At 70.6% G+C, this 24,118-nt stretch carries 18 protein-coding genes; 7 read left to right on the forward strand and 11 right to left on the reverse strand.

Annotated elements, in window-relative coordinates; genetic code table 11:
* Positions 1-61 precede the first annotated feature (61 nt).
* Positions 62-808 (forward strand): FadR/GntR family transcriptional regulator, encoded by a 747-nt coding sequence (locus OHS59_RS07180; protein WP_328492550.1) that lies wholly within the window; start codon positions 62-64, stop codon positions 806-808.
* 122 nt (positions 809-930) lie between these two features.
* Here the strand turns inward: OHS59_RS07180 and OHS59_RS07185 are convergent, their stop codons facing one another.
* The 6 genes from OHS59_RS07185 to OHS59_RS07210 form a co-directional block, all read right to left on the reverse strand.
* On the reverse strand, positions 931-3,948 hold the full coding sequence (locus OHS59_RS07185; protein ID WP_328492551.1) for an alpha-mannosidase: 3,018 nt from the start codon (positions 3,946-3,948) through the stop codon (positions 931-933).
* 63 nt (positions 3,949-4,011) lie between these two features.
* The gene (locus OHS59_RS07190) at positions 4,012-6,060 is read right to left on the reverse strand and encodes an endo-beta-N-acetylglucosaminidase (protein ID WP_328492552.1); all 2,049 of its coding nucleotides are present in this window, start codon (positions 6,058-6,060) and stop codon (positions 4,012-4,014) included.
* Positions 6,061-6,119: 59 nt separating this feature from the next.
* Complete coding sequence (locus OHS59_RS07195; RefSeq protein WP_328492553.1) at positions 6,120-7,358, reverse strand: glycoside hydrolase 5 family protein; 1,239 nt, start codon at positions 7,356-7,358, stop codon at positions 6,120-6,122.
* A gap of 179 nt (positions 7,359-7,537) precedes the next feature.
* Entirely contained in the window at positions 7,538-8,452 is a 915-nt protein-coding gene (locus OHS59_RS07200; RefSeq protein ID WP_328492554.1) for a carbohydrate ABC transporter permease, read from the reverse strand.
* Positions 8,449-9,438: a carbohydrate ABC transporter permease gene (locus OHS59_RS07205; protein ID WP_328492555.1), complete on the reverse strand. Its 990-nt coding sequence runs from the start codon at positions 9,436-9,438 to the stop codon at positions 8,449-8,451. Before OHS59_RS07205 ends, OHS59_RS07200 begins: the two co-directional genes overlap by 4 nt.
* Before the next feature lie 5 nt (positions 9,439-9,443).
* Positions 9,444-10,727 carry an ABC transporter substrate-binding protein gene (locus OHS59_RS07210; RefSeq protein WP_328499087.1) on the reverse strand — a complete coding sequence of 428 codons (1,284 nt, stop codon included), beginning with the start codon at positions 10,725-10,727 and terminating at the stop codon, positions 9,444-9,446.
* Positions 10,728-10,994: 267 nt separating this feature from the next.
* Here OHS59_RS07210 and OHS59_RS07215 point away from each other — a divergent pair, with 267 nt between their 5' ends.
* Positions 10,995-12,053, forward strand: a complete 1,059-nt coding sequence (locus tag OHS59_RS07215; RefSeq protein ID WP_328492556.1) for a LacI family DNA-binding transcriptional regulator — start codon at positions 10,995-10,997, stop codon at positions 12,051-12,053.
* 364 nt (positions 12,054-12,417) lie between these two features.
* Here OHS59_RS07215 and OHS59_RS07220 read toward each other — a convergent pair whose 3' ends face one another.
* Entirely contained in the window at positions 12,418-13,965 is a 1,548-nt protein-coding gene (locus OHS59_RS07220; RefSeq protein WP_328492557.1) for an alpha-L-fucosidase, read from the reverse strand.
* 71 nt (positions 13,966-14,036) lie between these two features.
* The gene (locus tag OHS59_RS07225) at positions 14,037-15,815 is read right to left on the reverse strand and encodes a family 20 glycosylhydrolase (RefSeq protein ID WP_328499088.1); all 1,779 of its coding nucleotides are present in this window, start codon (positions 15,813-15,815) and stop codon (positions 14,037-14,039) included.
* Positions 15,816-16,211: 396 nt separating this feature from the next.
* Between OHS59_RS07225 and OHS59_RS07230 the strand changes: the two genes are divergently transcribed.
* Positions 16,212-17,564, forward strand: a complete 1,353-nt coding sequence (locus tag OHS59_RS07230) for an amidase (protein ID WP_328492558.1) — start codon at positions 16,212-16,214, stop codon at positions 17,562-17,564.
* A gap of 147 nt (positions 17,565-17,711) precedes the next feature.
* On the opposite strand, the gene OHS59_RS07235 is transcribed toward OHS59_RS07230, so the two are convergent.
* A complete protein-coding gene (locus OHS59_RS07235) occupies positions 17,712-18,194 on the reverse strand; it encodes a GNAT family N-acetyltransferase (RefSeq protein ID WP_328492559.1) in 483 nt (160 codons plus the stop codon).
* A 291-nt stretch (positions 18,195-18,485) separates the two neighbouring features.
* The gene (locus OHS59_RS07240) at positions 18,486-18,656 is read right to left on the reverse strand and encodes a hypothetical protein (RefSeq protein WP_328492560.1); all 171 of its coding nucleotides are present in this window, start codon (positions 18,654-18,656) and stop codon (positions 18,486-18,488) included.
* Between the two features lie 414 nt (positions 18,657-19,070).
* Here OHS59_RS07240 and OHS59_RS07245 point away from each other — a divergent pair, with 414 nt between their 5' ends.
* The 4 genes from OHS59_RS07245 (at position 19,071) to OHS59_RS07260 (ending at position 22,317) form a co-directional block, all read left to right on the forward strand.
* Positions 19,071-20,159 (forward strand): S-(hydroxymethyl)mycothiol dehydrogenase, encoded by a 1,089-nt coding sequence (locus OHS59_RS07245; protein ID WP_328492561.1) that lies wholly within the window; start codon positions 19,071-19,073, stop codon positions 20,157-20,159.
* Complete coding sequence (locus OHS59_RS07250; RefSeq protein ID WP_328492562.1) at positions 20,156-20,788, forward strand: MBL fold metallo-hydrolase; 633 nt, start codon at positions 20,156-20,158, stop codon at positions 20,786-20,788. Before OHS59_RS07245 ends, OHS59_RS07250 begins: the two co-directional genes overlap by 4 nt.
* Positions 20,789-20,899: 111 nt before the next feature.
* Positions 20,900-21,436: a hypothetical protein gene (locus OHS59_RS07255; RefSeq protein ID WP_328499089.1), complete on the forward strand. Its 537-nt coding sequence runs from the start codon at positions 20,900-20,902 to the stop codon at positions 21,434-21,436.
* Positions 21,437-21,546: 110 nt separating this feature from the next.
* A complete protein-coding gene (locus OHS59_RS07260) occupies positions 21,547-22,317 on the forward strand; it encodes an SDR family oxidoreductase (protein ID WP_328492563.1) in 771 nt (256 codons plus the stop codon).
* A gap of 181 nt (positions 22,318-22,498) precedes the next feature.
* Here the strand turns inward: OHS59_RS07260 and OHS59_RS07265 are convergent, their stop codons facing one another.
* Entirely contained in the window at positions 22,499-24,103 is a 1,605-nt protein-coding gene (locus OHS59_RS07265; RefSeq protein ID WP_328492564.1) for an SDR family NAD(P)-dependent oxidoreductase, read from the reverse strand.
* Between the last annotated feature and the right edge of the window lie 15 nt (positions 24,104-24,118).

The following is a 24,118-nucleotide window of genomic DNA, read 5'->3' on the forward strand; positions in this document are numbered from 1 at the left end:
GTAGTGGTCGGACCACCTGAGTGGTTAGACTGCGGCGCACCCGGCGACAGGAGGACATGGCGTGGACGAGAGCCTGCCCGAGGCGGCGACGACGGCCCCGGCGGCGGCCCCGGCTCCGGCCCCGCAGAAAGGGACCGTGACGCAGCGCGCCATCGACCGGATCAAGGCGATGATCGGCGAGGGCCGTCTGGAGCCGGGCGCGCGGCTGCCGACCGAGCGCGATCTGGCCTCGCAGCTGGGCATCTCGCGCAGTTCGATGCGCGAGGCGATCCGGGCGCTCACGGTCCTGGGCGTGCTGGAGGCCCGGCACGGGTCCGGGATCTACGTCACGCAACTGGAGGCCGGCGACCTGCTGGAGACCTTCGGGGTGGTCGCGGATCTGTCCCGCGGACCACGGCTGGTCGAACTCCTCGAAGTACGCCGGATCCTGGAGTCGACGGCGACGGCGCTGGCCGCCGCGCGGATCTCGGCGAACCAGCTGGCCGAGGTGGAGAAGCACCTGACGGCCATGAACGCCACGGACGATCCGGAGGAGATCCTCTCCCACGACCTGGCGTTCCACCGGGTCATCGCGGGCGCCGCGGGCAACGAGACGATGGCGGCGATCCTGGACGGGCTGTCCTCGCGGACGTTCCGGGCGCGGGTGTGGCGGGGGTATCAGGAGGAGGGGGCGTTCGAGCGGACGCGGCGGGAGCATGCCGCCATCCACCGGGCGTTGGTCGCCCATGATCCCGAGGCGGCTCGGGCCGCCGCTGCCGCCCATGTGGGCGAGGTCGAGGAGTGGCTTCGGACCCAGATCCAGCCTTAGTGGGCTGATCGCGCGGTTCCCCGCGCCCCTAGAGAAACAACGGCCGGGGCGGCGCCCGGTCTTTTTTGGGGCGCGGGGAACTGCGCGGGCGACCGCAGCGTGGCCGCGGCCTGGAAGGGTGCTCAGGCTCGCTTGAGTCGCAGCGTCACCAGTTCGAACGGTCGGAGCTTCAGGGTCAGCCTGTTGCCGTCCCGCTCCGGCTCGGTGGCGTCGGACAGGGGACGCTCCAAGAGATCCGTGACCGTCACCGACTCGACGTCGAAGCCCGCCGTGAGCGTGGCCTGGCTGCGACCGCCCCTCGACTCGTGGAAGCGGACGACGACATCACCGCTGTCGTCGTCGGCGAGCTTCAGCGCGGTGACCACCACCGCGTCCTGCGCGACGGTCACCAGGGGCGCGACCTCGGAGGCCCCGCCGGCGACCTTCCGCTGGGGCTGGTTGATCCGCCAGCCCTCCCGCACGGCGTCACCGATCGCGGCACCGGGCACCAGCGCGTGCCGGAAGCGGTGCACGCCCTGGTCGGTCTCGGGGTCGGGGAAGCGCGGGGCCCGCAGCAGCGAGACCCGGACCGTGGTGGTCGTACCTCCGTCGCCGCGCACCGTACGCGTCACGTCGTGGCCGTACGTCGAGTCGTTGACGACGGCCACACCCCAGCCGGGCTCCTCCATGTGGACGAACCGGTGGTTGCAGGCCTCGAACTTGGCCGCCTCCCAGGACGTGTTGGTGTGCGTCGGCCGGAAGAAGTGCCCGAACTGCGTCTCGGACGCGTACCGCTCGGCGTGCACGTCGAGCGGGAAGGCCATCTTCAGGAACTTCTCCGTCTCGTGCCAGTCGACCTCGGTGGCGATGTCGAGCCGCCACTCCCCCGGCGCGAGCGACAGCACCTGCGTGACCTTGGACGACCCGAAGCTCCGTACGATCCGGACCGAGACCCCGTCGTCACCTGGGACGACCTCGTCGGCCTCGACCAGGTCGGTGACCGTGTTCCGGTAGAACTCGTCGACGTCCCAGGCGTCCCACATGTTGGGGAAGTCGGGGTGGATCTGCAGCAGGTTGGCCGCCTCGCCGGGTGCGAGGGTCTCGCGGTCCGCGGCGAGGTCGAACGCGGAGACCACGAGTCCGCGCTCGTCGATCTCGATCCGCAGACAGCCGTTGTCGAGCACGAAGCCGCCGTCCGTGCGCGGCACGAGCGTGCACTCGCCGCCTACGGCCGGGGTCCGCGCGCCACCGGCGGGAACCCCGTCGCGGGTGTGCGGCGCGGAGTTGAAGGCGAGGGTGGTCGTGCCCTCACCGACCAGGGCGCGCTGGGCGGCGTCGATGATGCCGTTCAGCTCCTCGGCGACCGCCTCGTAGGTCTTGCGGGCCTCGCGGTGCACCCAGGCGATGGACGAGCCGGGCAGGATGTCGTGGAACTGGTGGAGCAGGACCGTCTTCCAGAGCCGGTCCAACTCCTCGTGCGGGTAGGCGAACTCGGTCCGGACGGCCGCGGTCGCCGCCCACAGCTCGGCCTCGCGCAGCAGGTGCTCGCTGCGGCGGTTGCCCTGCTTGGTCTTCGCCTGACTGGTGAGGGTGGCGCGGTGCAGCTCCAGGTACAGCTCGCCGACCCAGACGGGCGCGTTCGGGTACTCGGCCTCCGCCTTCTCGAAGAACTTCTCCGGTGCCTCCCAGACCACGGTCGCCGAGCCTTCGAGGTCCCGCAGCCGGGCCGCCTTGGCGACCATCTCCCGGGTCGTGCCACCGCCACCGTCGCCCCAGCCGGTCGGCGCGAGGGAGTGCCGGGCGACACCCTTGTCCTTGAAGTTGTTCGCCGCGTGGGCGATCTCGCTGCCCTTCATCGAGCAGTTGTACGTGTCGACGGGCGGGAAGTGCGTGAAGATCCGCGTGCCGTCGATGCCCTCCCACTGGAAGGTGTGGTGCGGGAACTTGTTGGTCTGCGACCAAGAGATCTTCTGGGTGAGCAGCCACTTGGAGCCGGCCGCCTTGATGATCTGCGGCAGTCCGGCGGCGAAGCCGAAGGTGTCGGGCAGCCAGGCCTCGTCGTTGTCGACGCCGAACTCGTCGATGAAGAACCGCTTGCCGTGCACGAACTGCCGGGCCATGGCCTCCGAGCCGGGCATGTTGGTGTCCGACTCGACCCACATTCCGCCGGTGGGCACGAACCGTCCGTCGGCGACTGCCTTCTTCACCCGGGTCCACACCTCGGGCCGGTGCTCCTTCACCCACGCCCACTGCTGGGCCTGCGACATGGCGAAGACGAAGTCCGGCTCGTCCTCCAGGAGGGCCGTCATGTTGGAGGTGGTCCGGGCGACCTTGCGGACGGTCTCGCGCAGCGGCCACAGCCACGCCGAGTCGATGTGCGCGTGGCCGACCGCGCTGATGCGGTGGGCGGAGGGGACGGCCGGAGCCGCCAGCACCGCTTCCAGCTGCGCGCGGGCCGCACCCGCCGTGGCGCCCACGTTCTGCAGGTCGACGGCGTCGAGGGCCTTCTCCACAGCGCGCAGGATGTCCCAGCGGCGCGCGGACTCCACCGGCAGCTCGGCCATCAACTCGCCGAGGACCTCCAGGTCGATGACGAGCTGCCACACCGTCTCGTCGAGGACGGCGAGGTCCATCCGCGCCAGTTTGTACTGCGGCTCGCTGCCGGCCGTCTCCTTGTCGCCGAGCTGGGTCGGCAGGAAGGGGTGGTAGTCGAGGATGACGGGGTTGGAGGCGGCCTCGATGTGCAGGCGCACCTCCTCGCCGCCGGCGACGGGCGCACCGATCCGTACCCACTGGTTGCGCGGGTTGAGGCCCTTCACCGGGGTCCCGTCGGAGCGGTAGACGAGGCCCTCGCACTGGAAGCCGGGCATGTTCTCGTCGAAGCCGAGGTCGAGGAGCGCCTCGACGGTCTTCCCGGCCCACTCCTCGGGCACGGTCCCGGTGACACGGAACCAGCTGGTGCCCCAGGGAGCACCCCACCTGTCGCCGACCGCCACCGGTGACGGCGTGGCCGCCAGCCCCTCTTCGACGGGCACCGGCTCGCCGGGCGCGTTCCACACCGCCACTTCCAGCGGCAGGGACTCGGGGTACACGGCGGGTCGTATGCGCTCGTCGAGCACGCGCTTGAGGCGGGCTTCGACCAGGCCGCGGTCGTCATGCATGGGGTGCTCCGTAACTCCGTTGTGCGGGTTGTTGCTGTTACCGGTGGTACCGGTGGTCGGCGGTCACCAGGGGTGGGTCAGGGTCGCGGGGGCCGACGCGGTGTAAAGCTCCCCAACGGCCCGCAATTCGAACCTCGCCGCCGCCTCGCCTCCTTCTGCTGTCAGCCCTCCAACGAAGAATGCCAGCTGAGCGGTTCCGCCGAGGAAGCGCCGGGTGCCGTCGGGCAGCACCCGGTGCAGCGTGTAGTGGCGTACGCCGCCGCCGGTGGGCGCGCGCCAGGCCAGGCGCAGGTCGCCTCCGGAGGCAGCGGTGACGCTCGCGCCGACGGGCGTGCCCGGGGCCTGAGCGTCCTGATCGCGTACGGCGAGCCCGCCGAGCCGCCACTTCACGGCGCCCCCGGTCCCGGTGAGCCGGACCCCGAGGGCGTGCACCGTGCCACCGGCCGGCAGACCGGTCAGCCGTACGGTCGAGGTCTCCCAGCCGTCACCCGCGGTCACCGGGAAGTAGGTGTACGTGTACGGCTGCCCCGGACCGGACGGTTCGGCGGTGGCGACGGCCAGTTCGACCGTCGCGTTCCCCGAGTCGGTCCGGTGGGTCAGTTCGACGACCGTGTCCGCGCCGAGCGGCAGGCGGGTCGAGTAGAGGTCGAGGGTGGTGGGCGCGTCCAGGGTGCCGTCGACCAGGACGCTGCTGCCGCCGCGCCAGGCGTCCGCGAAGTCGAAGGTGACGGCGGGGTGTTGACCCGTGGTGCGCGTGACCCAGCGCCGGGACGGCAGCCGGTCCTGGAGACCGAGGTGGTTCCACTGAGCTGCCGACGTGACCTCGCCGTCCTCGTACCAGCGCAGTCCGTGGCCCGTGTTGAAGGTGCTCGCGAAGGGCAGCCCGGAGACCGTCGAGCGGTCGGCGACGGATACGGCGGGCGCCCGCCAGGTGTCGGTGGTGTCGGGCCGGGCCGGATCGAGTGAACGCCCGCTCCAGAACCGGTCGTCGGAGGCGTGGAAGTCGCCGGGGGTGCGGGTGGCGGGCAGGTGGTTGCGGGTCCACTCGGGCCGGTAGAAGCCCACCGAGACGACATGCGCCGAGCCGCTGGGCACCATGGCGTCCCAGTTCACGGACCGGTTCCAGCCGTTGGCCTCGACATCGACGCCCGCCCACAGCTCGTAGCGGTTCCGGCCGATCTGCTGGGCGTTCGTACCAGAGGAGGCGAGGCTGCTCGCCGACCAGCGGAAGTCGATGAACATCGTGTCGGCGGCCTGGTAGAACACCCTGTTCTGGTTGTTGAGGGCGCCCTGCCAGCTCACCGAGCCGCTCACGGTCATGGAGTCGTACCAGGTGACCCGCTGCCCCTTGGCCCGGCTGAGCGCCTTGAGTTCGGTGAGGAAACCGAGCATGTCGGTGGCGAGTGCCGCGTTGCCGCCGCTCGTCTCGGCGTTGACGAACCAGCCGTCGAAGCCGTACGCCTCGGCGACCGCGACGAGTTGGGCGGCCAGCGGGTAGTGCCCCGCCGCGTCCTTCTGCACCAGGTCGCGGGTCCACTGCAGCTGACCGCCGTACGCGGCGGGCGGCAGGAACACATTGCCGAGGACGGGTACGCCGTGCCGGTGCGCGGCGTCCACGACGGGCGCGTTCGGCGCGAGGATCAGACCTTCGCCCGAGGAGCCGCCCCAGAAGACCAGTTCGTCGACGTAACTCCAGTGGGTGAGCGCGTAGTAGTCGGCGGTGGCCGCGCCCTGCGAGGGGTTGCTCGCGGTGGGGCCGAAGGAGACCAGCGACTGGATACGGGCCTGGCCGTCGCGGGCCGTCGTGTTCACCGGGGTCGGGGTGAACCGCTCGGCGAGCGGCACGGACGCCGTGTTGAAGGCGAGGTCGGCGTCGTCGGCGGCGGTCCACGCCTTCAGACTGCGCCAGGTGATGCCCGCGCCCGGCGAGCCCGAGGGGAACGAGTCCGGGTACCAGTAGGACGCGTACGGCTGCGGTGCCGCGGCGGCCTCGGCGCCGGCGGCGGACGACGCCCCGGCCCTCGGGTCGGCGGTGGCGGGGGACGCCGGGATCACGGCGGCCGCCGCTCCGGTGCCGGCGACGAGCAGGACGGTGCGTCTGGTGGGGTTCACGAGCAAGTGCCTCCTTGTGGGAGTTCTTGTTTCCTGTGGGGGTCACGGAACCTGAGGGACTAGTGCATCCGATCCGGTGTGACGACTTCGGTGATGCCTCGTGCCGTGAGGTGCTCCCCGTCGCTCGCGCGGGACGCGAGGACGGTGGTCGGTCGGGCGCCGTCGGCGGTGAGCCGGAAGAACGCCTCGAACACCGGGCCGCCCGGCGCGCAGACGGAACGGCCGGCGGGGTCGTCGGGGACGACGAGTGCGGTGGTGCGGGCCTTGGGCGGGTCCGGGTGCTCGCGGGCCGAGCGGGCGGCGCGGGCGAGCGCCCGCGCGCTGTCCTTGGGCCGGCGGTCGTTGCTCAACAGCCCGAGTCCGTATTCGAGTTCGGGGAAGTCGGCGAGGTCGCGGGACACGTCGTGGGAGCACCACCAGGTGATGCCCCAGAGGTCCGGGCAGTCCAGGGCGTTCGCGACGGTCGCCTCGGTGAAGGCGGCGGCGTGCTCGGCGGGGACCAGCGGGGCCGGTGCGCCAACCTCCTGGAGCCAGACCGGGCGCGCCGAGTCGTCGGCCCATGCCTTGCTCAGCTCGATCAGATAGGCGGCGTGGTGTTCGGTCGCGACGCCGGTACGTCCGTGCCGCTGGGCCGTGCCGTTGAAGACCCACGAGTGGACGGCGGTGACGGCGCCGCGCCGGGCGGCCTGGGCCGGGGTGAACGGCATGTCGTCCTGGTACCAGGCCGCGTCGTACTCCGCGTGCAGATGCAGCTTGCCCGGCGCGCCCTTCTCGCACGCCGTGAGCATCCGCTCCAGCCAGGTGTCGATCAGGTCGGGTGTCGCCCGGTCGGGATCCGGGTGCGGGCCCGCCGAGAACTGGTTGACCTCGTTGCCCACGGTCATGCCGATGAAGTTGGGCCGGTCGGCGAGGGCCGCGGCGAGGGTCCGCAGGTACTCGGCCTGTCCTTCGACGACCTCGGGGTCGGTGAAGAGGCTGCGCCGGTGCCAGGTCTGCGTCCAGGCGGGCAGGAAGTCGAAGCTCGACAGGTGACCTTGCAGCCCGTCCACGTTGACGTCCATGCCCCGCTCGGCGGCCGCGTCCGCGAGGGCGACGAGCTGTTCCACGGCGCGCGGGCGGATCAGCGAGCGGTTCGGCTGGAAATAGGGCCAGATCGGAAAGACCCGTATGTGGTCCAGGCCGAGTGCGGCGATCGAGTCGAGGTCGGCGCGCACGGAGTCGAGGTCGAAGTCGAGCCAGTGATGGAACCACCCTTCGCTCGGGGTGTAGTTGACGCCGAAGCGCACGGCAGAAGACATCCGGGAGTCCTAGTCCTGTTTCTGTGGTGCGTACGTGGGGGTGTGCGGCCTGCTCGCCGAGGTGAGGGGCGGCCCCCGCCCCTCAGGGGCGCGGGGAACTGCGCGACCAGCCCTCACCGGCCCGCGCCCGACGCTCGGGCACCGCTCCCCTCCGGGCACGCGGCCGACGGCCGCGACCCTCACCCCTTCACCGCCCCCTCGCCGACCCCGCGGAAGAAGTACCGCTGAAGGCAGGCGAAAAGGGCGATCAGCGGCGCCACAGCGATGATCGTGCCCGCGGCGACCAGCCGTTCGTCGTTGGCGAAGGTGCCGTGCAGATAGTTGAGCCCGATGGTCAGGGTGAACTTGTCCGGGTCGCTGAGCACGATGAGCGGCCACAGGAAGTCGTCCCAGGCGCCCATGAAGGCGAAGATCGCGACGACGGCGAGGGTGCCCTTCACCGAGGGCAGCGCGATCCGCAGGAACCGCTGCCAGGTGTTCGCCCCGTCGACGAAGGCCGCCTCCTCGATCTCGTACGGGAGGTTGAGGAACGCGTTGCGCATCAGCAGTACGTTCATCGCGCCGATGCACCCGGGAAGCACCACACCGATGAGGGTGTTGTTCAGGCCCAGCTCACGCATGGTCGTGAACTGGGCGATGATGATGCCCTCCACGGGCACGAGCATCGCGAGGATGAACACGAGCGTGGTCACCTTGCGGCCGCGGTAGCGCAGCCGGGCGAGCGCGTAGCCCGCGAGTGCCGCGCCGACGCAGTTCGTCACGACGTTGGTGGTGGCGACCTTCAGCGAGTTGAAGGCGTAGTCCCAGACGGGGATGGTCTGGGCGACCCGGTCGTAGTTGTGCAAAGTGGGCTCGCCGGGCAGGAACTTGGGCGGCGAGCTGAAGATGTCCTCGGTGGGCCCCTTCAGCGAGGTCGAGAGCTGCCACAGGAACGGCCCGACGGTCAGCGCCAGGACGGCCAGCAACAGCAGGTAACGCAGGGCTAGTTCCCACACCCTGACCTGCTTGCCGTGCTCGTCGGTGACGCGCCTGCGACGGCGGCGGGGCGCGTCCGCGGCGGCCGGCGCCTCGGGGACCTTCTCGGCGGCGCTCACGCGTCCTCCTTCCGGTCGGCGCGCAGCACGAGCAGCATCAGCGCGACGGTGACGACGAAGACGACGACGGAGATGGCGGAGGCGTAGCCGACCCGGCCGGTCAGGCCGGTGCCGGTGCGCTGGACGAGCATCACGAGTGTGGTGTCCTCGCCCGCGGGGCCGCCGCCCGGTCCCGCCATCAGGTACACCTCGGAGAACACCTTGAAGGCGGCGACCGAGGAGAGCGCGCCGACCAGCACCATCGTGGAGCGGACGGCGGGCACGGTGACCGTGAGGAAGCGGCGGATCGTGCCCGCGCCGTCCACGGCCGCGGCCTCGTGCAGCTCACGCGGCACGTTGGCGAGCGCGGCCAGGTAAATGATCATGTAGTAGCCGAGGCCCTTCCAGACCGTGACGGTCATGGCGCTCAGCAGGAGCAGCCACTGGTCGCTCAGGAAGCCGACCCTGCCGACACCGATCGCCTCCAACAGCGAGTTCACCAGGCCGCGTTCGTCGAGCAGCCACACCCAGATGAGGCCCACCACGACGATGGACGCGACGACCGGGGTGTAGAAGGCCGACCGGAAGAAGGCGATGCCGGGAATGTTCTTCTGGACCAGGAGCGCGAGCAGCAGGGGCAGCAGGACGAGCGCGGGGACGACCCCGACGACGTACAGCGTGCTGTTGCGCAGGCCGATCCAGAACATCTCGTCGTGCAGCAGTTCCCGGAAGTTGGCCAGGCCCACGAACTCGCCGGGGATCAGGGTCCGGCGGTCCGTGAAGGCGTTGACCACGGTCGAGACGAACGGGTAGAGGATGAAAACGCCGACCACCAGCAGTCCCGGAGCGGCGAACAGCCAGGGACTGGTGGGCAGTTGGCGCCGAACCCGCGCCACGGTCCCGTCGGGGGCCGCCCCGGGAGGACCCGCACCCGCGGACGCCCTGCCGGAGGCGGCCTTACGGGAGGAACCGGTACTGGAGGAGGCGGTGCTGGAAGAGGCGGCCATGTCGGTCAGCCCTGCTGCTGGAGCAGGCGGTCGCACGCCTTGACAGCGTTGTCGAGTGCCTCCTTGGGGCTCACCTTGCCCTGCAGCGCCTTGGCGACGGAGTTGCGCAGCTCGGTCTTCATCTGCTCGCTGAACAGGACCGGCGTGTAGTTGGCCGCGTTCTTCAGGGACTTGGCGGCGGCGATCCGTACGCGGGTCTCGTCCGTGCCGTCCTCCTCGGTGAAGTACGGGTCGTCGAGCGAACCGGCGGTGCTCGGGAAGATGGCGACCTTCTTGGCGAACGACATCTGGTTCTGTGCGTCGGTGACGAAGTGCGCGAAGGCGACGGCGGCGGGCTTCTGCTTGGTCTGCGCGTTCACCATCACGCCCATGACGTACATGTTGACCTTGCCGGTGCTGGTGATCTGGTCGGTGATGCCGATGTTCTTGTAGAGGTTCGGCGCCTGCTTCTTGAAGTTGCCGAGGTCCAGGGCGCTGCCCGGGTTCATGGCGACGGCACCGGTGAGGAACTTCTTGCCGGACGACTCGGGGGTCGCGGTCAGCGCCTGCGAGTCCAGGGCCTTGGCGTCGTACAACTCCTTGTACTTGCTGAGGAGTTCCACACCCTTGGCGTCGTTGAAGGCGAAGGCCGTGCCCTCCTTGTTCATCAGCTCGACGCCGTAGCGGCCGAAGTCCTCGATGGTGGGCACGTTCGCGAGGGTCGCGACCTTGCCGTCGCTCTTGTCCGCCAGCTCAAGGGCGTTGTCGAAGAGTTCGTCGTACGTCTTCGGAGGCTTCGACGCGTCCAGGCCGGCCTCCTTGAACAGCGACTTGTTGTAGAACAGCGGGCCGGTGTTCAGATACCAGGGGAAGGCGTACGTGCCGTCCATGCCCGGTATCTCGTGGCTGGCCCACGCGTCCGGCAGGTACTCCTTCTTGTACTTCGCGGCGGCCTTGTCCAGGTCCAGCGCGAGGCCCGCCTTCGCGAGCGGGGCGACGAGGTCCGGCGAGACGTTCACGACGTCGGGCAGGGTGCCGCCGGCCGCGTCCGCGCTGATCTTGTCGGCGTAGCCCTCGGCGGGCTGGTCGACCCACTTCACGTTCGTGCCGGGGTACTTCTTCTCGAAATCGGCGACCAGACCCTCGAAGTACGGCTTGAAGTTCGCCCGCAGGTTCCAGGTCTGGAAGGTGATGTCGCCCTCGACCTTGCCGGAGGCGTCCGTGGAACCGCTGTCGTCACCCCCGGAGCCGCAGGCGCTGAGCGGCAGGACCAGGGCGACAACTGCGGCGGCGAGTGCTCTGCGAGGCATGCGCACGGTGACCGGGCTCCTTTGTGACGGTGTGGCCAGGGGGTGACGGGCAGACCTTGCATCCATCGCGGTGGGGAAGTCAATGGATTCCGTCTCACTAAATTCATTAGCTCGACATAAAAGCAGGTCAGAGGCTCACGACGCACCTCTTGCAACGGATCACTAATGCGCTTTAGAGTGGTCCAGCTCAAGCGCTTTAGTACCGAGCTCCATTGAGCAGTGCTCCAGGCGGAGCCACCTGCGGGGCTTCAGTGAAATGGGGAGCAGTTGCCAGCCAAGCGGTCTCCCGCGCGCCGGCCGACGATGAAGGACATCGCGCAGCGCGCCGGGGTCTCCGAGAGCGCGGTCTCGTTCGCGCTCAACGACCGGCCCGGGGTCTCCGAGATCACCCGGGACCGGGTGCGCCGGGTCGCCGAGCAGCTGGGCTGGCGGCCCAGCACGGCGGCGCGCCAGCTGTCCGGCGAGGGCACGGCAACGGTCGGCCTCGTCCTGGCCAGGCCCGCGGACACGCTCGGCGTGGACTCGTTCTTCCTGCAGCTCATCTCGGGCATCCAGGAGGTCCTGGCGGAGCGTCATCTCGGCCTGCTCTTCCAGGTGGTCGAGGACGTCGACGACGAGTGCGCGGTGTACCGGCGCTGGTGGGCCGAGCACCGCGTGGACGGGGTACTGGTCGTCGATCCGCGGACCGACGACGCCCGCCCCGACCTGCTCGACGAGCTGGGGCTGCCCGCGGTGGTCATCGGCGGGGCGCCGGACGCCCGGCATCCGGGGCTGTCCACGGTCTGGGCGGACGACGCGGGCGCGATGGCGTCCGTCGTGGGACGGCTGTACGAACTGGGCCACCGGCGGATCGTGCACATCGCGGGTCTGCCCGGCCTCGCGCACACCGAGCGGCGGATCCGCACGCTGCGCGCCGAGGCCGATCGGCGCGGGCTCGCGGAGGTGCGCTCGGTGACCACGGACTACTCCGACGCGGAGGGGGCGGCGGTCACTCGCCGTGTCCTGGAGAGCGGTGTGCTGGAGGGTGGTTCGCCACCGACCGCGCTCGTCTACGACAACGACGTGATGGCCGTCGCCGGGGTCGCCGCCGCGACGGAGCTGGGCTTCTCGGTGCCGGGTGACGTGTCGGTCGTCGCCTGGGAGGACTCGGCGCTGTGCCGCATGGTCAAGCCGTGGCTGTCGGCGCTGTCCCGGGACACGGTGGAGTTCGGGCGGACCGCGGCGAAGGAGTTGACGTCGCTGCTGGACGGAGGGGCCGCGCGGGCTGTGGGGGTGCCTGTGCCGGCACTGATCGAACGCGACAGCACGGGGCCCTGCGGGGCTTGAGCGGGGTGGGGGCGGGGGCGGTTCGTCGCATTGCGACGGGCACCCCCCACCTGCCCCCTGCGGGGGTGCGTCTTTTACTGTCTGCGGGTGAGTGAGGGCTGGCCGCGCAGTTCCCCGCGCCCCTGGGGCGAGTGGGGGACACGGCCGTATGTGTAGTGCGGGGCGCTCATGGTCGGGTGCGCAGTCCCCGCGCCCCTGGGGTGAGTGGGGGACACGGCCGTATGTGTAGTGCGGGGCGCTCGTGGCCGGGTGCGCAGTTCCCCGCGCCCCTGGGGTGGGTGGGGGGCACGGCTGTGTGTCTGGTGCGGGGCGCTCGTGGCTGGGTGCGCGGTTCCTCGCGCCCCTGAGTGGGTGTTCTCTGTCCTCAGAGGGTGGAGCGGTGCAGTTCGAACTTGGAGAGGTGGGGAGGGCGGCGGGAGGCTGTCACCCGTACTCGCCAGTGCCTTGCTCGTACCGGGGTCGGTAGGAGCAGGATGCGGCCGGCACCCAGGGTGCCCGCCGCTGTCACCTGCTTCCAGGCCCCCTCCGTGTGGGCCTCGACCACCACGCCCTCCACCTGCTGGCCGTGGCGGATGTCCTCCGCGAGCCGGATGCGGTTGACCTCGCGAGGGCGGCCCAGGTCGACGGTGATCGTGCCCGGGGAGGAAGCCACCCTCGCCCCGCGTGTCAGGTCCCCCGGGAGTTCGCGGTCGATGCGCTCGCGGAACTCCCGCAGACGGGTGACGTCGGCGGCCGGGAGGAGACCCCGGTCGTCCGGCGGGACATTGAGCAGCAGCACAGCATTGCGGCCCACGGAGCCGAAGTAGATGTCGGTCAACCGCTGCACGGACTTGGGCTGCTGGTCCGCGTGATAGAACCAGCCGTCCCGGATCGACACGTCGGCTTCCGCCGGCCACCACTGCAGGTGGTCGGCCACCGGCTGGGCGGCGACCAGGGCGTCCCGGCCTCCCATGTCGGGCGCGTCGTACGAGAGCGCGAAGTCCATGCGCCCGTTGGCCTTCTCCTGGACGGGTACGACGCTCCACTCGTTCTCGCGGGCGAAGCCGCCCTCGTTGCCGACCCAGCGCACATCGGGTCCGGACACGGCGACCGTGGCGTCCGGCACGAGGGTCCGGATCAGCGTGTACCAGCTGTCCCAGTCGTACGTCTCGACCTTGTCAGGCGGGATACGGCCCTGGGCTCCGTCGAACCAGACCTCGTCCACGGGCCCGTACTCGGTGAGGACCTCGTAGAGCTGGTCGAGCATATGGGCGCCGTAGTCGGTGGCCGGGAGGGTGAAGGTGGGCCCGTCCGGGCGGTCGACCCCCGGCACCGGGGTGGGGATGGTGCGCTCGGAGCGGGCGCTGCCGTTGGCGTACACGCCGTGCAGGTACTGGTTCTCGTCGGCAGGCGAGATGTAGACGCCGACCTTGAGCCCATGGCGCCGCATGGAGTCGGCGAACGAACGCAGCACGTCACCCCGCCCGCCCTGCCAACTGCTCGACGCGACCGAGTGGTTGGTGTAGCGGGACGGGTAGAGCACGAATCCGTCATGGTGCTTGACAGTAAGAATGGCCAGCTTGAAACCGCCGTCGCGCAGGGCGCGGGCCCACTGGTCGGTGTCGAGGCCGACCGGCTGGAAGACGTCGGGGTCCTCGTCGCCGGTGCCCCATTCGAGGCCGGTGAAGGTGTTCACGCCGAAGTGCAGGAAGGCCGTCCGTTCGAGGGCCTGCCAGGCGATCTGCCGTTCCGTGGGCCGGACTCGGGAGGCCTTGCGGACCAGCTCGTCCGGGGAGTCGTCGGGACCGACGGGGATCCGGTACCACGGCTCCTCGGCAGAGGCGGAGGCGGCGGACGCGAGGACCAGGGACGTACCGCTGGACGCCACGAGTGCGGCGGCGGCCGTGACGAAGAGACGTCTGGAGACTGCCATGCGGTCGAACTCCTCAAGGGCTACGGGTATACACGGCTTCGGACGGTGTACGGGTCATACGGCTGTACGGGTCATGCGGCGGCCAACCGCCATACGGCGGGGCGCTGCTGGTCCGGCGGATACTGGACGAGCCGTCCGTCATCGGTCACGTGCACAGCCATCTGCGTTATGGCATTGACGAGTTGGTAGCCGCCCCGCACGGGCGCCAACTGCCACCGCTGCAGGGTGCTCGCGGCGTCACAGGCCTGCTGGGACACCTCAACACCGGGCTGAAGCGGCACGTTGAGGGTGAGCTTCCCGCCACGCACCTCCAGACACCCGCCCGCGGCCTTCAAGGTCACGTAACCGTCCGGCGTGCGCTCGACCTCGGCCGTGAAGGTCTCGGCCCCCGCGCGGAAGGTGTACGTACCGTTCGCGACCGGCACGCGGGTGAGGTCCCGCCATCCGGGCGCGTGGCCCACGGCCGCCGCGCGAGCGGTGAACTCGGCGTACGTGGCGTCCGGGTGCGGGCTGCCCCAGGTGGCCTGGGCGACATGGCGCAGAGCCGGGCCGGTGTCCTCCGCGACCTCGTTCTCGGTCTCGCCACGGCCGTTGTCGGGCCAGAGACTGATCTTCGCTCCGGTGACGCCCTCGCGCGAGGCAAGTTTCTCGCCCTCGAAGCTGCGCGGGTCCCAACTCTGGTCGTAGAGCCCCTTGGTGTCCGAGTGGAAGCCACCGCGCACCAGGTACAGGGCATAGGCGGCGTTCATCAACGGGTACCCCTGCGCACGCAGTTGGCTCGGCTTGGTGGCCACGTTCAGCCAGTGCTCGACCGTCGTACCCGCCGTGACGGGCACGGTGTTGGCGCCGGTGAGACCGTCGTTCCAGATCCGCAGCTCCTTCCCCCTGTCCGCCGCGTAGGCGTGGACCCGGTTGACGAAGTCGATGAAGGCGTCCTGCGGGGTGGCGTCCGCGCCGTACTTGGCCCTGGCGTACTCCAGGACCTGCGGATACTTGGCGAAGTCGGAGCCGAGCATGTACTCGTCGGCGCCCATGTGCCAGGAGTCGGCCCTGAACACCTGCGCGTACTCGTCCATCAGGCCCGCGTAGTAGGCGAAAGCCCCGGGGCGCGTGATGTCGAGCCGGGAAGGCTGCTTGTCGCCGTCGGAGTCGGTGAGCTGGAGATCCGGCCGGTTCTCGATCCAAGGGTCCATGTGCCCCGGGGAGTTGATCTCCGGAATGATCGTGACGTGGTACTTCTCGCCGAGCGCGACGAGTCGGCGTATCTCGTCCTTGGTGTAGTAGCCCCAGGTGTTGGCCTCAGGATGCGCGTCGCTCTTCACCTTCAGCTCGAGCAACAGCTGGTTGAGCTTGCTGTACGCCATGTCGCGTACGAGGTTCTCCAGCCACTCCGTGGTGATGTGGATGTAGCAGGCGCACACCCCGACGCCCCGCTCCTCGTACCGGGGCACGTCGACGGCGCGTCCGGCCGGCAGCCGGTCACCCTGGGCAAGAAGCTGGAGAACGGTCCGGGTGCCGTAGAACGCTCCCGCCTCGGTGGCGCCGGTGACCGACAGGCGCTCGCCCGCACGAAGTTCGTACCCCTCCTTGCCCAACGCGGCTCTGCCGGGCGCGATATCGACAACGATGTCACCCGTACGCGCTCCCCCGCCCACAACCGGAACGACCCCATGCCCCGCCGCGCGCAGGTCGTCGGCGAGGGTGTCCGCGACGCGACGCTCAGCCCTGCTGTCCGCGACAAGGCGCGCACCGCGCCCGTACACATAATGTCCGGTTTCCGGCGTCCAGTCCGTCAGGGCGGGAACGGTGACAGGAGGCGTGGGGCCGGCCGCCTGTGCCACGCCCGCCATCGGGACCGGCGCCGCGAGCAGCAGGAGTGCCGTAACGACACCGACCAGCCGGGACCGTCTCGAAGACGCACTCCTGCCTGGATACGCACTCTTGACGTCCGTACTCACGGGCACCTCCCATTCATCGGAGGTGTGATGATTGGGCGGCCTTCAGAGCATGTCAATGGGGTGTGGGACGGGCTGAGTTGAGCCAGTGGTCGGATGACCTGCCACTCCAGGCACACAGCCGGACGGAGACGCCGTCAAAAGTCCAAGAGAAACGCAGCGAATGTCCAAGCGCGCCAGGGACGACGGCTGCCGCCGGGACGACTCTCGACGGAAGCCGCCACGCCAAGGCACAGTACTTCTCGTACTCACCAGCACTTACCAGTGAGACCACGCCCCCGAGGAGCCACCGTGACCAGCTGGGTCGGCCGGACCGCCGCCGAGATCGCCGCCGCCGTCCGTGAGAAGCGGGTCACGCCGCGCGAGGTGGTGGCCGAGCACCTCGCGCGGATCGAGCTGCTCGACGCGCGCGTGGGAGCGTTCCGCCACGTACGCGCGGTGGCCGCGCTGGCCGAGGCGGGCGAGGTGGCGTCCCGGTCGGACCTGGCCGGACTCCCCCTGGCGGGCGTACCGGTGGCGATCAAGGACAACCTGGCCGTACAGGGCGAGTCCACCCGCAACGGCAGCGCGGCGAGCCCGGACTCCCCAGCCGCCGAGGACCACGTCACGGTGGCCAGGCTGCGCGCGGCGGGCGCCGTCGTGGTGGGCCTGACGAACGTCCCCGAACTCTGCGTCTTCGGCACCACGGAGGGCGTGTACGGCACGGCGCGCAACCCGTGGGACACCACGCGCACGGCAGGCGGGTCCTCAGGCGGCAGCGCGGCCGCGGTCGCCGCCGGGATGGTGCCCCTGGCCCTCGGCAACGACGGCATGGGCTCGCTGCGGATACCCGCCGCCAACTGTGGCCTGATAGGCCTCAAGCCGGGCCACGGCACGATCCCGGCGGACATAGGCCACGGCGACTGGTTCGGCATGTCCGAGAACGGGCCGCTGGCGACCACGGTCGAGGACGCCCGGCTGATGTTCTCGGTACTGGCCGCCACGGATCTCGTACGTGCCGAGGAGCCCTCCGCACGTTCGGTCGCCGTGTCCGTGCGGAGCCCGCTGATGGGGGTTGCCGTCACCTCGCCCTACGCGACCGCGGCCCGTGAGGCGGGCCGGCTGCTCGCCGGGGCGGGGCACCGGGTGCGCCGCGCGGACCCGCCGTATCCGGTGTGGCTGGGCACGACCTCGCTGGCGCACTGGACGGCCGGGACGGCGGTGGACTCGGAGGGGCTCGACCCGCGGCGACTGGCGCGGCGCACACGGGTGCACGCGCGCGTGGGGCGCCGGTTCGTGGACTCGGTACGGACCGGTGTGCGTCGGCAGCAGTTGCGGGAGCGGTTCGCGCCCTTCTTCGCCGAGCACGACGTGCTGCTCACTCCCGCGCTGGCCCGGCGGGGGCCCGCGGCGGCGGACTGGCACAAGCGGGGGTGGTTGCGGAATGTCCTGGTCAACACGAACTGCTCGCCGTTGACGCCGCCGTGGAATCTGACGGGGTGGCCGGCGATGGTGGTGCCGTTCGGGGAACTGCCGTCGGGCATGCCGGGTGCTGTCCAGCTGGTGGGGCGGCCCGGGAGCGAGGGTGCCTTGCTGGAGCTGGCGGGGCAGTTGGAGGGGCTGCGGCCCTGGACGCGGAACGCTCCGCTGGGGGGCGCGCGGTAGAGGGTTCGGGGTTGTCGGCCGGGTGCGGGTGCGTTGGGACCGGTCACTCAGTTCCCCGCACCCCTGAAAGCAGACAGGCCACCCGCGCCCCCAAGAAGAAGTGCCCCGGCGCCCCGCAAAGAACGAAAGGTGTCCTGCTGTTGATCGTCAAAGCGCTCGGTGCATGATGTGGAGGCCGACTCTGCCCTGGGTCGGGTGGGCGTAGGCGTAGGGGACGGTACCCACGATCTCGAAGCCCAGTGACATCCACAGTTTCACGGCGGGGTTGGTCTCCACGACGGCGTTGAAGACCATCGCCCGGTAGCCGTCGTCCTTGGCGGTCCGCAGGATGTGCTCGGCCAGGGCCCGGCCGATGCCCTGGCCGGTACGGTCCGGATCGACCATGAACCCGGCGTTGGCGACGTCGGCCGCGGGCCCCCCGTAATTGGGGGTGACGTAGGCGGACCCGACAACAACACCCGAGCTGTCTTCGGCGACAAAGACCTGCTTGCCCGGTGCCATCCACAGGGCACGGGCGTCCTCCTCGGAGGTGTCCGGATCCCACGCGTAGGTGTCGGCGGCGGCGACGATGCGGTGCCAGAAGGGCCAGATCCGCGGCCAGTCATCGGCCACGGCTTCTCTGATCGACATGGGCACAAGTCTGGCACGACCACCTGGTAGCGCCCCCGTGACCCCATGCCGACCTGCGCCGGCAATGCAACCGGAGCGGGCCGTGCCGGTACGTCGCGGCCCGTCGCGTAGGGCTCCTGCGATCGACCGAACGCTTCCGTCTCAGGGCCGTACAGCCGGAAGGCGACGGGCTCGACGTACCGGCACGGCCCCGACCGACCCACGACCGCCGGACGCCCTCGACGGTCGCCCGACGGTCCTCGGCGGTCTTGGGTAGGTCCTCGGTGGTCCCGGCTCCCAGCCCTCCGGCGGTCAGTCCACGCTGGGCAGGATGTGGGGCTCGGCGAGGTCGTCCTCGTACCCCGCCAGCCGGATGGGGGCGGACCTGGCCCACACGTCCAGGCTGCCGAGCTTCTCCGCCCGGTCCGTGAGGTCCACACGTTCCTTGGGGGCCTGATCGAGATTCGTCGTCTCCGGTGTCACCGCGCACTCCTTATGTGTCGGGTCACCCTCGGGGCGCACAGGACCACTCTGCTGTCGGTCGCCGGCGTCCGCTCGGGTCTGAACAAAGGCACTTCGGACGCGGTGGCGCCTGTCAACTCGCATGAGAGCAGGCCGTGGTGACTGGCTTGTCCCGGGACGGACCGTGGGTGTGGGTGGAACCCAAATGAGCTGTCCGTCCCGCACAGAGTAACCAAATGAGCGGGCCGCCGCTCGATGGGGCTGAAAACAAGGTGTAACCATCTGAAGTCTTTCGGCCTCCGCCCCACCCCGTTCGGCCGTACGGACGGCGCGTTCCGCCCCGTCTCCGCCTCAGTTGTCCACAGGCGGGGAGCCACCCGTCCGGCCCTGTGCCAACATGATCAGCGCCCCACTGTCCATGTGAAGGAGCCCGACATGGCCGCCCAGCAGGTTCGCGGTGTCATCGCCCCCGGCAAGAACGAGCCGGTGCAGATCCGGACGATTCTCATCCCGGACCCGGGTCCCGGTGAGGCCGTGGTGAAGGTGCAGGCCTGCGGGGTCTGCCACACCGACCTGCACTACAAGCAGGGCGGCATCAGCGACGACTACCCGTTCCTCCTCGGCCACGAGGCCGCGGGCGTCGTCGAGTCGGTCGGTGAGGGCGTCACCGACGTGGCCCCCGGCGACTTCGTGGTCCTCAACTGGCGAGCGGTGTGCGGCCAGTGCCGGGCCTGTCTGCGCGGCCGCCCCTGGTACTGCTTCGACACGCACAACGCGAAGCAGAAGATGACCCTGGAGGACGGTACCGAGCTCTCCCCCGCCCTGGGCATCGGCGCCTTCGCCGAGAAGACCCTCGTCGCGGCCGGCCAGTGCACGAAGGTCGACCCGTCCGTGTCCCCGGCGGTCGCGGGCCTGCTCGGCTGCGGCGTGATGGCCGGCATCGGAGCGGCGATCAACACCGGCGGGGTGGGCCGCGGCGACTCGGTGGCCGTCATCGGCTGCGGCGGCGTGGGCGACGCCGCGATCGCCGGGGCGAACCTCGCGGGCGCCGCGAAGATCATCGCCGTCGACATCGACGACCGGAAGCTGGAGAAGGCCCGCACGATGGGCGCCACCCACACCGTCAACTCCAAGGAGACGGACCCCGTCGAGGCGATCCGCGAGCTGACCGGCGGGTTCGGGGCGGACGTCGTCATCGAGGCGGTCGGCCGCCCGGAGACGTACAAGCAGGCCTTCTACGCCCGCGACCTGGCGGGCACGGTGGTCCTGGTGGGCGTCCCCACCCCGGAGATGAAGCTCGAACTGCCCCTGCTGGACGTCTTCGGCCGCGGCGGCAGCCTGAAGTCGTCCTGGTACGGCGACTGCCTGCCCTCGCGCGACTTCCCCATGCTGATCGATCTGCATCAGCAGGGCAGGCTGGACCTGGCGGCGTTCGTGACGGAGACCATCACGCTCGACGACGTCGAGCAGGCCTTCGACCGCATGCACGGCGGCGACGTCCTGCGATCGGTGGTGGAGCTGTGACCACCGCCCGCATCGAGCACCTCGTCACCTCGGGCACGTTCAGCCTGGACGGCGGCACCTGGGACGTCGACAACAACGTATGGATCGTGGGCGACGACACGGAAGCCGTGGTCATCGACGCGGCCCACGACGCCGACGCGATCGCCGAGGCACTGGGCGACCGCACGCTCCGCGCGATCATCTGCACCCACGCGCACAACGACCACATCGACGCGGCCCCGGCCCTGGCCGAGCGCACCGGCGCCCCGATCCTGCTCCACCCGGAGGATCTCCCGCTCTGGAAGCAGACCCACCCGGACCGCCTGCCGGACGGCGAGCTGTCCGACGGCGAGAAGCTCACCGTGGCGGGCGTGGAGCTGACCGTCCTGCACACGCCAGGTCACGCGCCGGGGGCCGTCTGCCTGTACGCCGCGGAGCTGGGCACCGTCTTCACCGGCGACACCCTCTTCCAGGGCGGGCCGGGCGCGACGGGCCGGTCCTTCTCCCACTTCCCGACGATCGTCGAGTCGATCAGAACCCGTCTGCTCGGCCTGCCCGCCGAGACGGTGGTCCGCACCGGTCACGGCGACACGACGACGGTCGGCGCCGAGGCCCCCAGCCTCCAGGAGTGGATCGACAGGGGGCACTGAACGGGTTCCAGGGCAGGTGCGCAGTTCAGTTCCCGTTGGCCCGACTGAAATCTGGCCATGATCTGCTGGCGCGAGACGACGGCCTTTCTCGCCCGCAGGGAGGACTGGCGCATGGAGCTGCGCAGAGTCGAAGAGCTGATGGATCTGCTGCACGCCTGCCGAGGGGCCCGGGGCACCGCCTGTCCCGGCGGCGCCGCGGTCGATCTGCACGATCACGCGCTGCAGACCGCGGCGCTGCTGCGCCGAAGCCGCCCGGCCGACAAGGAACTCCAGGTGGCCGGACTGGTGCACGTCATCGGGCAGCTGCTGCGACCGAGCGACCTCTCGGCGCACGCCGACCTCACGGCCGGCGCGGTCCGACCACTGCTGGGCGAGCGGGTCTCCAGCCTCGTACGCCTCCACCGGCCGCACGAGCCTTCCCCGGGCGATCCGTCCCTCGACGATCCGCCCTTCGACGATCCGTCCCTGGACGATCCGCCCTTCGACGATCCGCTCCTGGGTGACGCGATCGTGGAGGACGCGCTGATCCTGCGGCAGGCCGACGAGTCCGCCCGGACGGCGGGCCTGGACGCCGGAGTGCTGGAGGACTGGCGCACGGTGCTGGAACTGGTGTCGGCGCGGCACACACGCCTGGGCGCGATCGACTGACCGCACCACCAGACCCCGTCCCCAGCCCTGCTCTCTCCCCTCCAGACCCCGTCCCCAGCCCTTCTCCCCCGGGCCTGTCGGCTGACGCCCCGTCATGAGACGGTACGCGGATGACGTCGCCGTACGGCTTCGAGGACAGGGTCGCCATCGTCACCGGGGCCTCGCGCGGGATAGGGCTGGCGGTCGCCGAGGCACTCGTGGCGGCCGGAGCACGGGTGTGCGTCACGGCACGGGACCCCGAAGGGCTGACCAGAGCCACCGCACGACTGAACGCCGTGGGCCTCCCAGGCACCGTCGCGGACCCGGCTCACCTGCGCCGGCTGACCGAGCTGGCGATGGACACGTACGGCCGCGTCGACATCGTGGTGAACAACGCGGCGACGAACCAGCCCTACGGCCCGCTCATGGACGCGGACCCGGACCGCTGGGTCGAGGCGTTCGCGGTCAACGTGGAAGCCCCGCTGCGGCTGGTGCAGCACACGTGGCGGGCCTGGATGCGCGAGCACGGCGGCTCGGTCGTCAACATCTGCACGGAGGGCGCGGCGCACGTCGGCCCCGGCCTGGGCGCGTACGGCGCGAGCAAGACGGCCCTGCTCCGACTGACCCAGCAGCTCGCGGGCGAACTGGCTCCCGGGGTCCGGGTCAACTCGGTCTCCCCCGGCCTCGTACGCACCGAGATGGCGCGTTTCGTCTGGGAACGGGCGGAGCGGACGCCGACCGCTGGGCTACCTCTCGGCCGCATCGGCGAACCCGAGGACGTAGCCCGGGCCGTCCTGTGGCTGGCCTCGGACGCGGCGAGGTGGGTGACGGGAACGGATCTGCTGGTGGACGGCGGAACAAGAGTGCGAGCGGCACACACCCACAAGGAGACGCCCCTCTAGGGGCGCGCCAGGGGCGCGGGGCGCGGGGAACTGCGCGACAAGCCCTCACCGAACCCGCAGCCTCCCCCGACACCCGGGTGCCCCGGCACCCGGGCACCCCGGCGCATACCCCAGCCCCGGCCCCCGCCCCGGCCCCTCCCGCCGCTCAAGCCCCCCCCCGCAGCGGACTACCACTCACGGGCTACCACTTACCGGGCGCGTAATCCTTCAGGAAGACCCCGAACAGATCCTCGCCCTGTTCCCCCCGCACGATCGGGTCGTACACCCGCGCAGCCCCGTCGATGAGATCGAGCGGCGCGTGGAACCCCGCGTCGGCCAGCCGCATCTTGTCCGGGTGCGGCCGCTCGTCCGTGATCCACCCGGTGTCGACGGCGGTCATCAGGATGCCGTCCTTCTCGAACATCTCCTGGGCACTGGTGCGCGTGAGCATGTTGAGCGCGGCCTTGGCCATGTTGGTGTGCGGATGCCCCGCGCCCTTGTAGCCGCGGTTGAAGACGCCCTCCATGGCGGAGACGTTCACGATGTACGTGCGCCCGGCCTCGGCGGCGGCCATCGCCCCGCGCAGCCGGCTGATGAGGATGAACGGCGCGGTGGAGTTGCAGAGCTGGACCTCAAGCAGTTCGACCGGCGTGACCTCCTCGACGGCCTGGATCCAGCTGTTGGTGTCGTGCAGGTCGGGCACGAGGCCGCCCGCGTCGATGGCCGTACCGGCGGCGATCCGCTCCAGGGAGGCGGAGCCGGAGATGAGCGCGAGGCCGGTGACGTCCTGCGCGGTCAGCGCGCCGCCCCCGGCCACGGGGAGGGCGGACACGGCGCCGGAGCCGAAGGTGCCGATGACCTCGGCGGGCGGCAGTTCACCGGCGGGCAGCGGCCCCGACTCGGCGGCGAGCAGTTCGCTGTAGGCGCCCGGGGAGCGGCGCACGGTCTGGGCGGCGTTGTTGATCAGGATGTCGAGCGGGCCCTCGGCGGCCACGGAGTCGGCGAGCGCGACGACCTGCGCGGGGTCGCGCAGGTCGAGGCCGACGATCTTCAGCCGGCCGATCCACTCGTCGCTGTCGGGCATGGCCTTGAAGCGGCGGATGGCGTCGTTCGGGAAGCGCGTGGTGATCGTGGTGTGGGCGCCGTCGCGCAGCAGCCTGAGCGCGATGTACATGCCGATCTTGGCCCGGCCGCCGGTGAGCAGCGCGCGCTTGCCGGTGAGGTCGGTGCGGGCGTCGCGGCGGGCGCGGTTCTCGGCGGCGCACTTCTGGCAGAGCTGGTGGTAGAAGTAGTCGACCTCGGTGTACCGGGTCTTGCAGGTGTAGCAGGAGCGGGGGCGCTGGAGTATCCCCGCGATGGCGCCGGCCTCGGTCACGGACGACGGCAGGACGCCCTCGGTCTCGTCGTCGATGCGCTGGGCGGAGCCGGTGGCCGTGGCCTCCGTGACCGCCTTGTCGTGGGCGGTCTTGGCGGCCCTGCGCTCCTGGCGGCGGCGCTGCTTGACCGAGCGGTAGATCCCCGCGGTGGCGCGGCGCACGGCGATCGCGTCGGGGTGGTCGACGTCGATCTTGTCCAGCTCGTCGAGCACGGCGAGGCAGACGGCCAGCCGCTCCGGGTCGATACCGGGACCGAGGTCCGTACCGAGACCGTCCTGCGCACCGGCATCCTCCCCCGCAGCGAAACCGTCCTCCGCCCCGGAGCCGTCATCCGTACGGGAACCGTGGCCGACACCGGGACCGTACGAACCGTCCGGGGCCTCTGCCGTGTCCACGGCGGGAGCCGCCTGGCTGTCCTCTGTCACCGTCATCGCCGTTGCCGTTCC

It is taken from the genome of Streptomyces sp. NBC_00414 (assembly GCF_036038375.1).
GTDB lineage: Bacteria > Actinomycetota > Actinomycetes > Streptomycetales > Streptomycetaceae > Streptomyces.

Excerpts from the sequence above, each read along its gene's own strand:
- OHS59_RS07245 (WP_328492561.1), top strand. The coding sequence starts at position 19,071 with ATGGCCGCCCAGCAGGTTCGCGGTGTCATCGCCCCCGGCAAGAACGAG.
- OHS59_RS07260 (WP_328492563.1), top strand. The coding sequence starts at position 21,547 with ATGACGTCGCCGTACGGCTTCGAGGACAGGGTCGCCATCGTCACCGGG.
- OHS59_RS07205 (WP_328492555.1), bottom strand. The coding sequence starts at position 9,438 with ATGGCCGCCTCTTCCAGCACCGCCTCCTCCAGTACCGGTTCCTCCCGT.
- OHS59_RS07220 (WP_328492557.1), bottom strand. The coding sequence starts at position 13,965 with ATGGCAGTCTCCAGACGTCTCTTCGTCACGGCCGCCGCCGCACTCGTG.
- OHS59_RS07210 (WP_328499087.1), bottom strand. The coding sequence starts at position 10,727 with ATGCCTCGCAGAGCACTCGCCGCCGCAGTTGTCGCCCTGGTCCTGCCG.
- OHS59_RS07235 (WP_328492559.1), bottom strand. The coding sequence starts at position 18,194 with ATGTCGATCAGAGAAGCCGTGGCCGATGACTGGCCGCGGATCTGGCCC.
- OHS59_RS07185 (WP_328492551.1), bottom strand. The coding sequence starts at position 3,948 with ATGCATGACGACCGCGGCCTGGTCGAAGCCCGCCTCAAGCGCGTGCTC.
- OHS59_RS07225 (WP_328499088.1), bottom strand. The coding sequence starts at position 15,815 with ATGGCGGGCGTGGCACAGGCGGCCGGCCCCACGCCTCCTGTCACCGTT.
- OHS59_RS07265 (WP_328492564.1), bottom strand. The coding sequence starts at position 24,103 with ATGACGGTGACAGAGGACAGCCAGGCGGCTCCCGCCGTGGACACGGCA.
- OHS59_RS07255 (WP_328499089.1), top strand. The coding sequence starts at position 20,900 with ATGGAGCTGCGCAGAGTCGAAGAGCTGATGGATCTGCTGCACGCCTGC.
- OHS59_RS07195 (WP_328492553.1), bottom strand. The coding sequence starts at position 7,358 with ATGTCTTCTGCCGTGCGCTTCGGCGTCAACTACACCCCGAGCGAAGGG.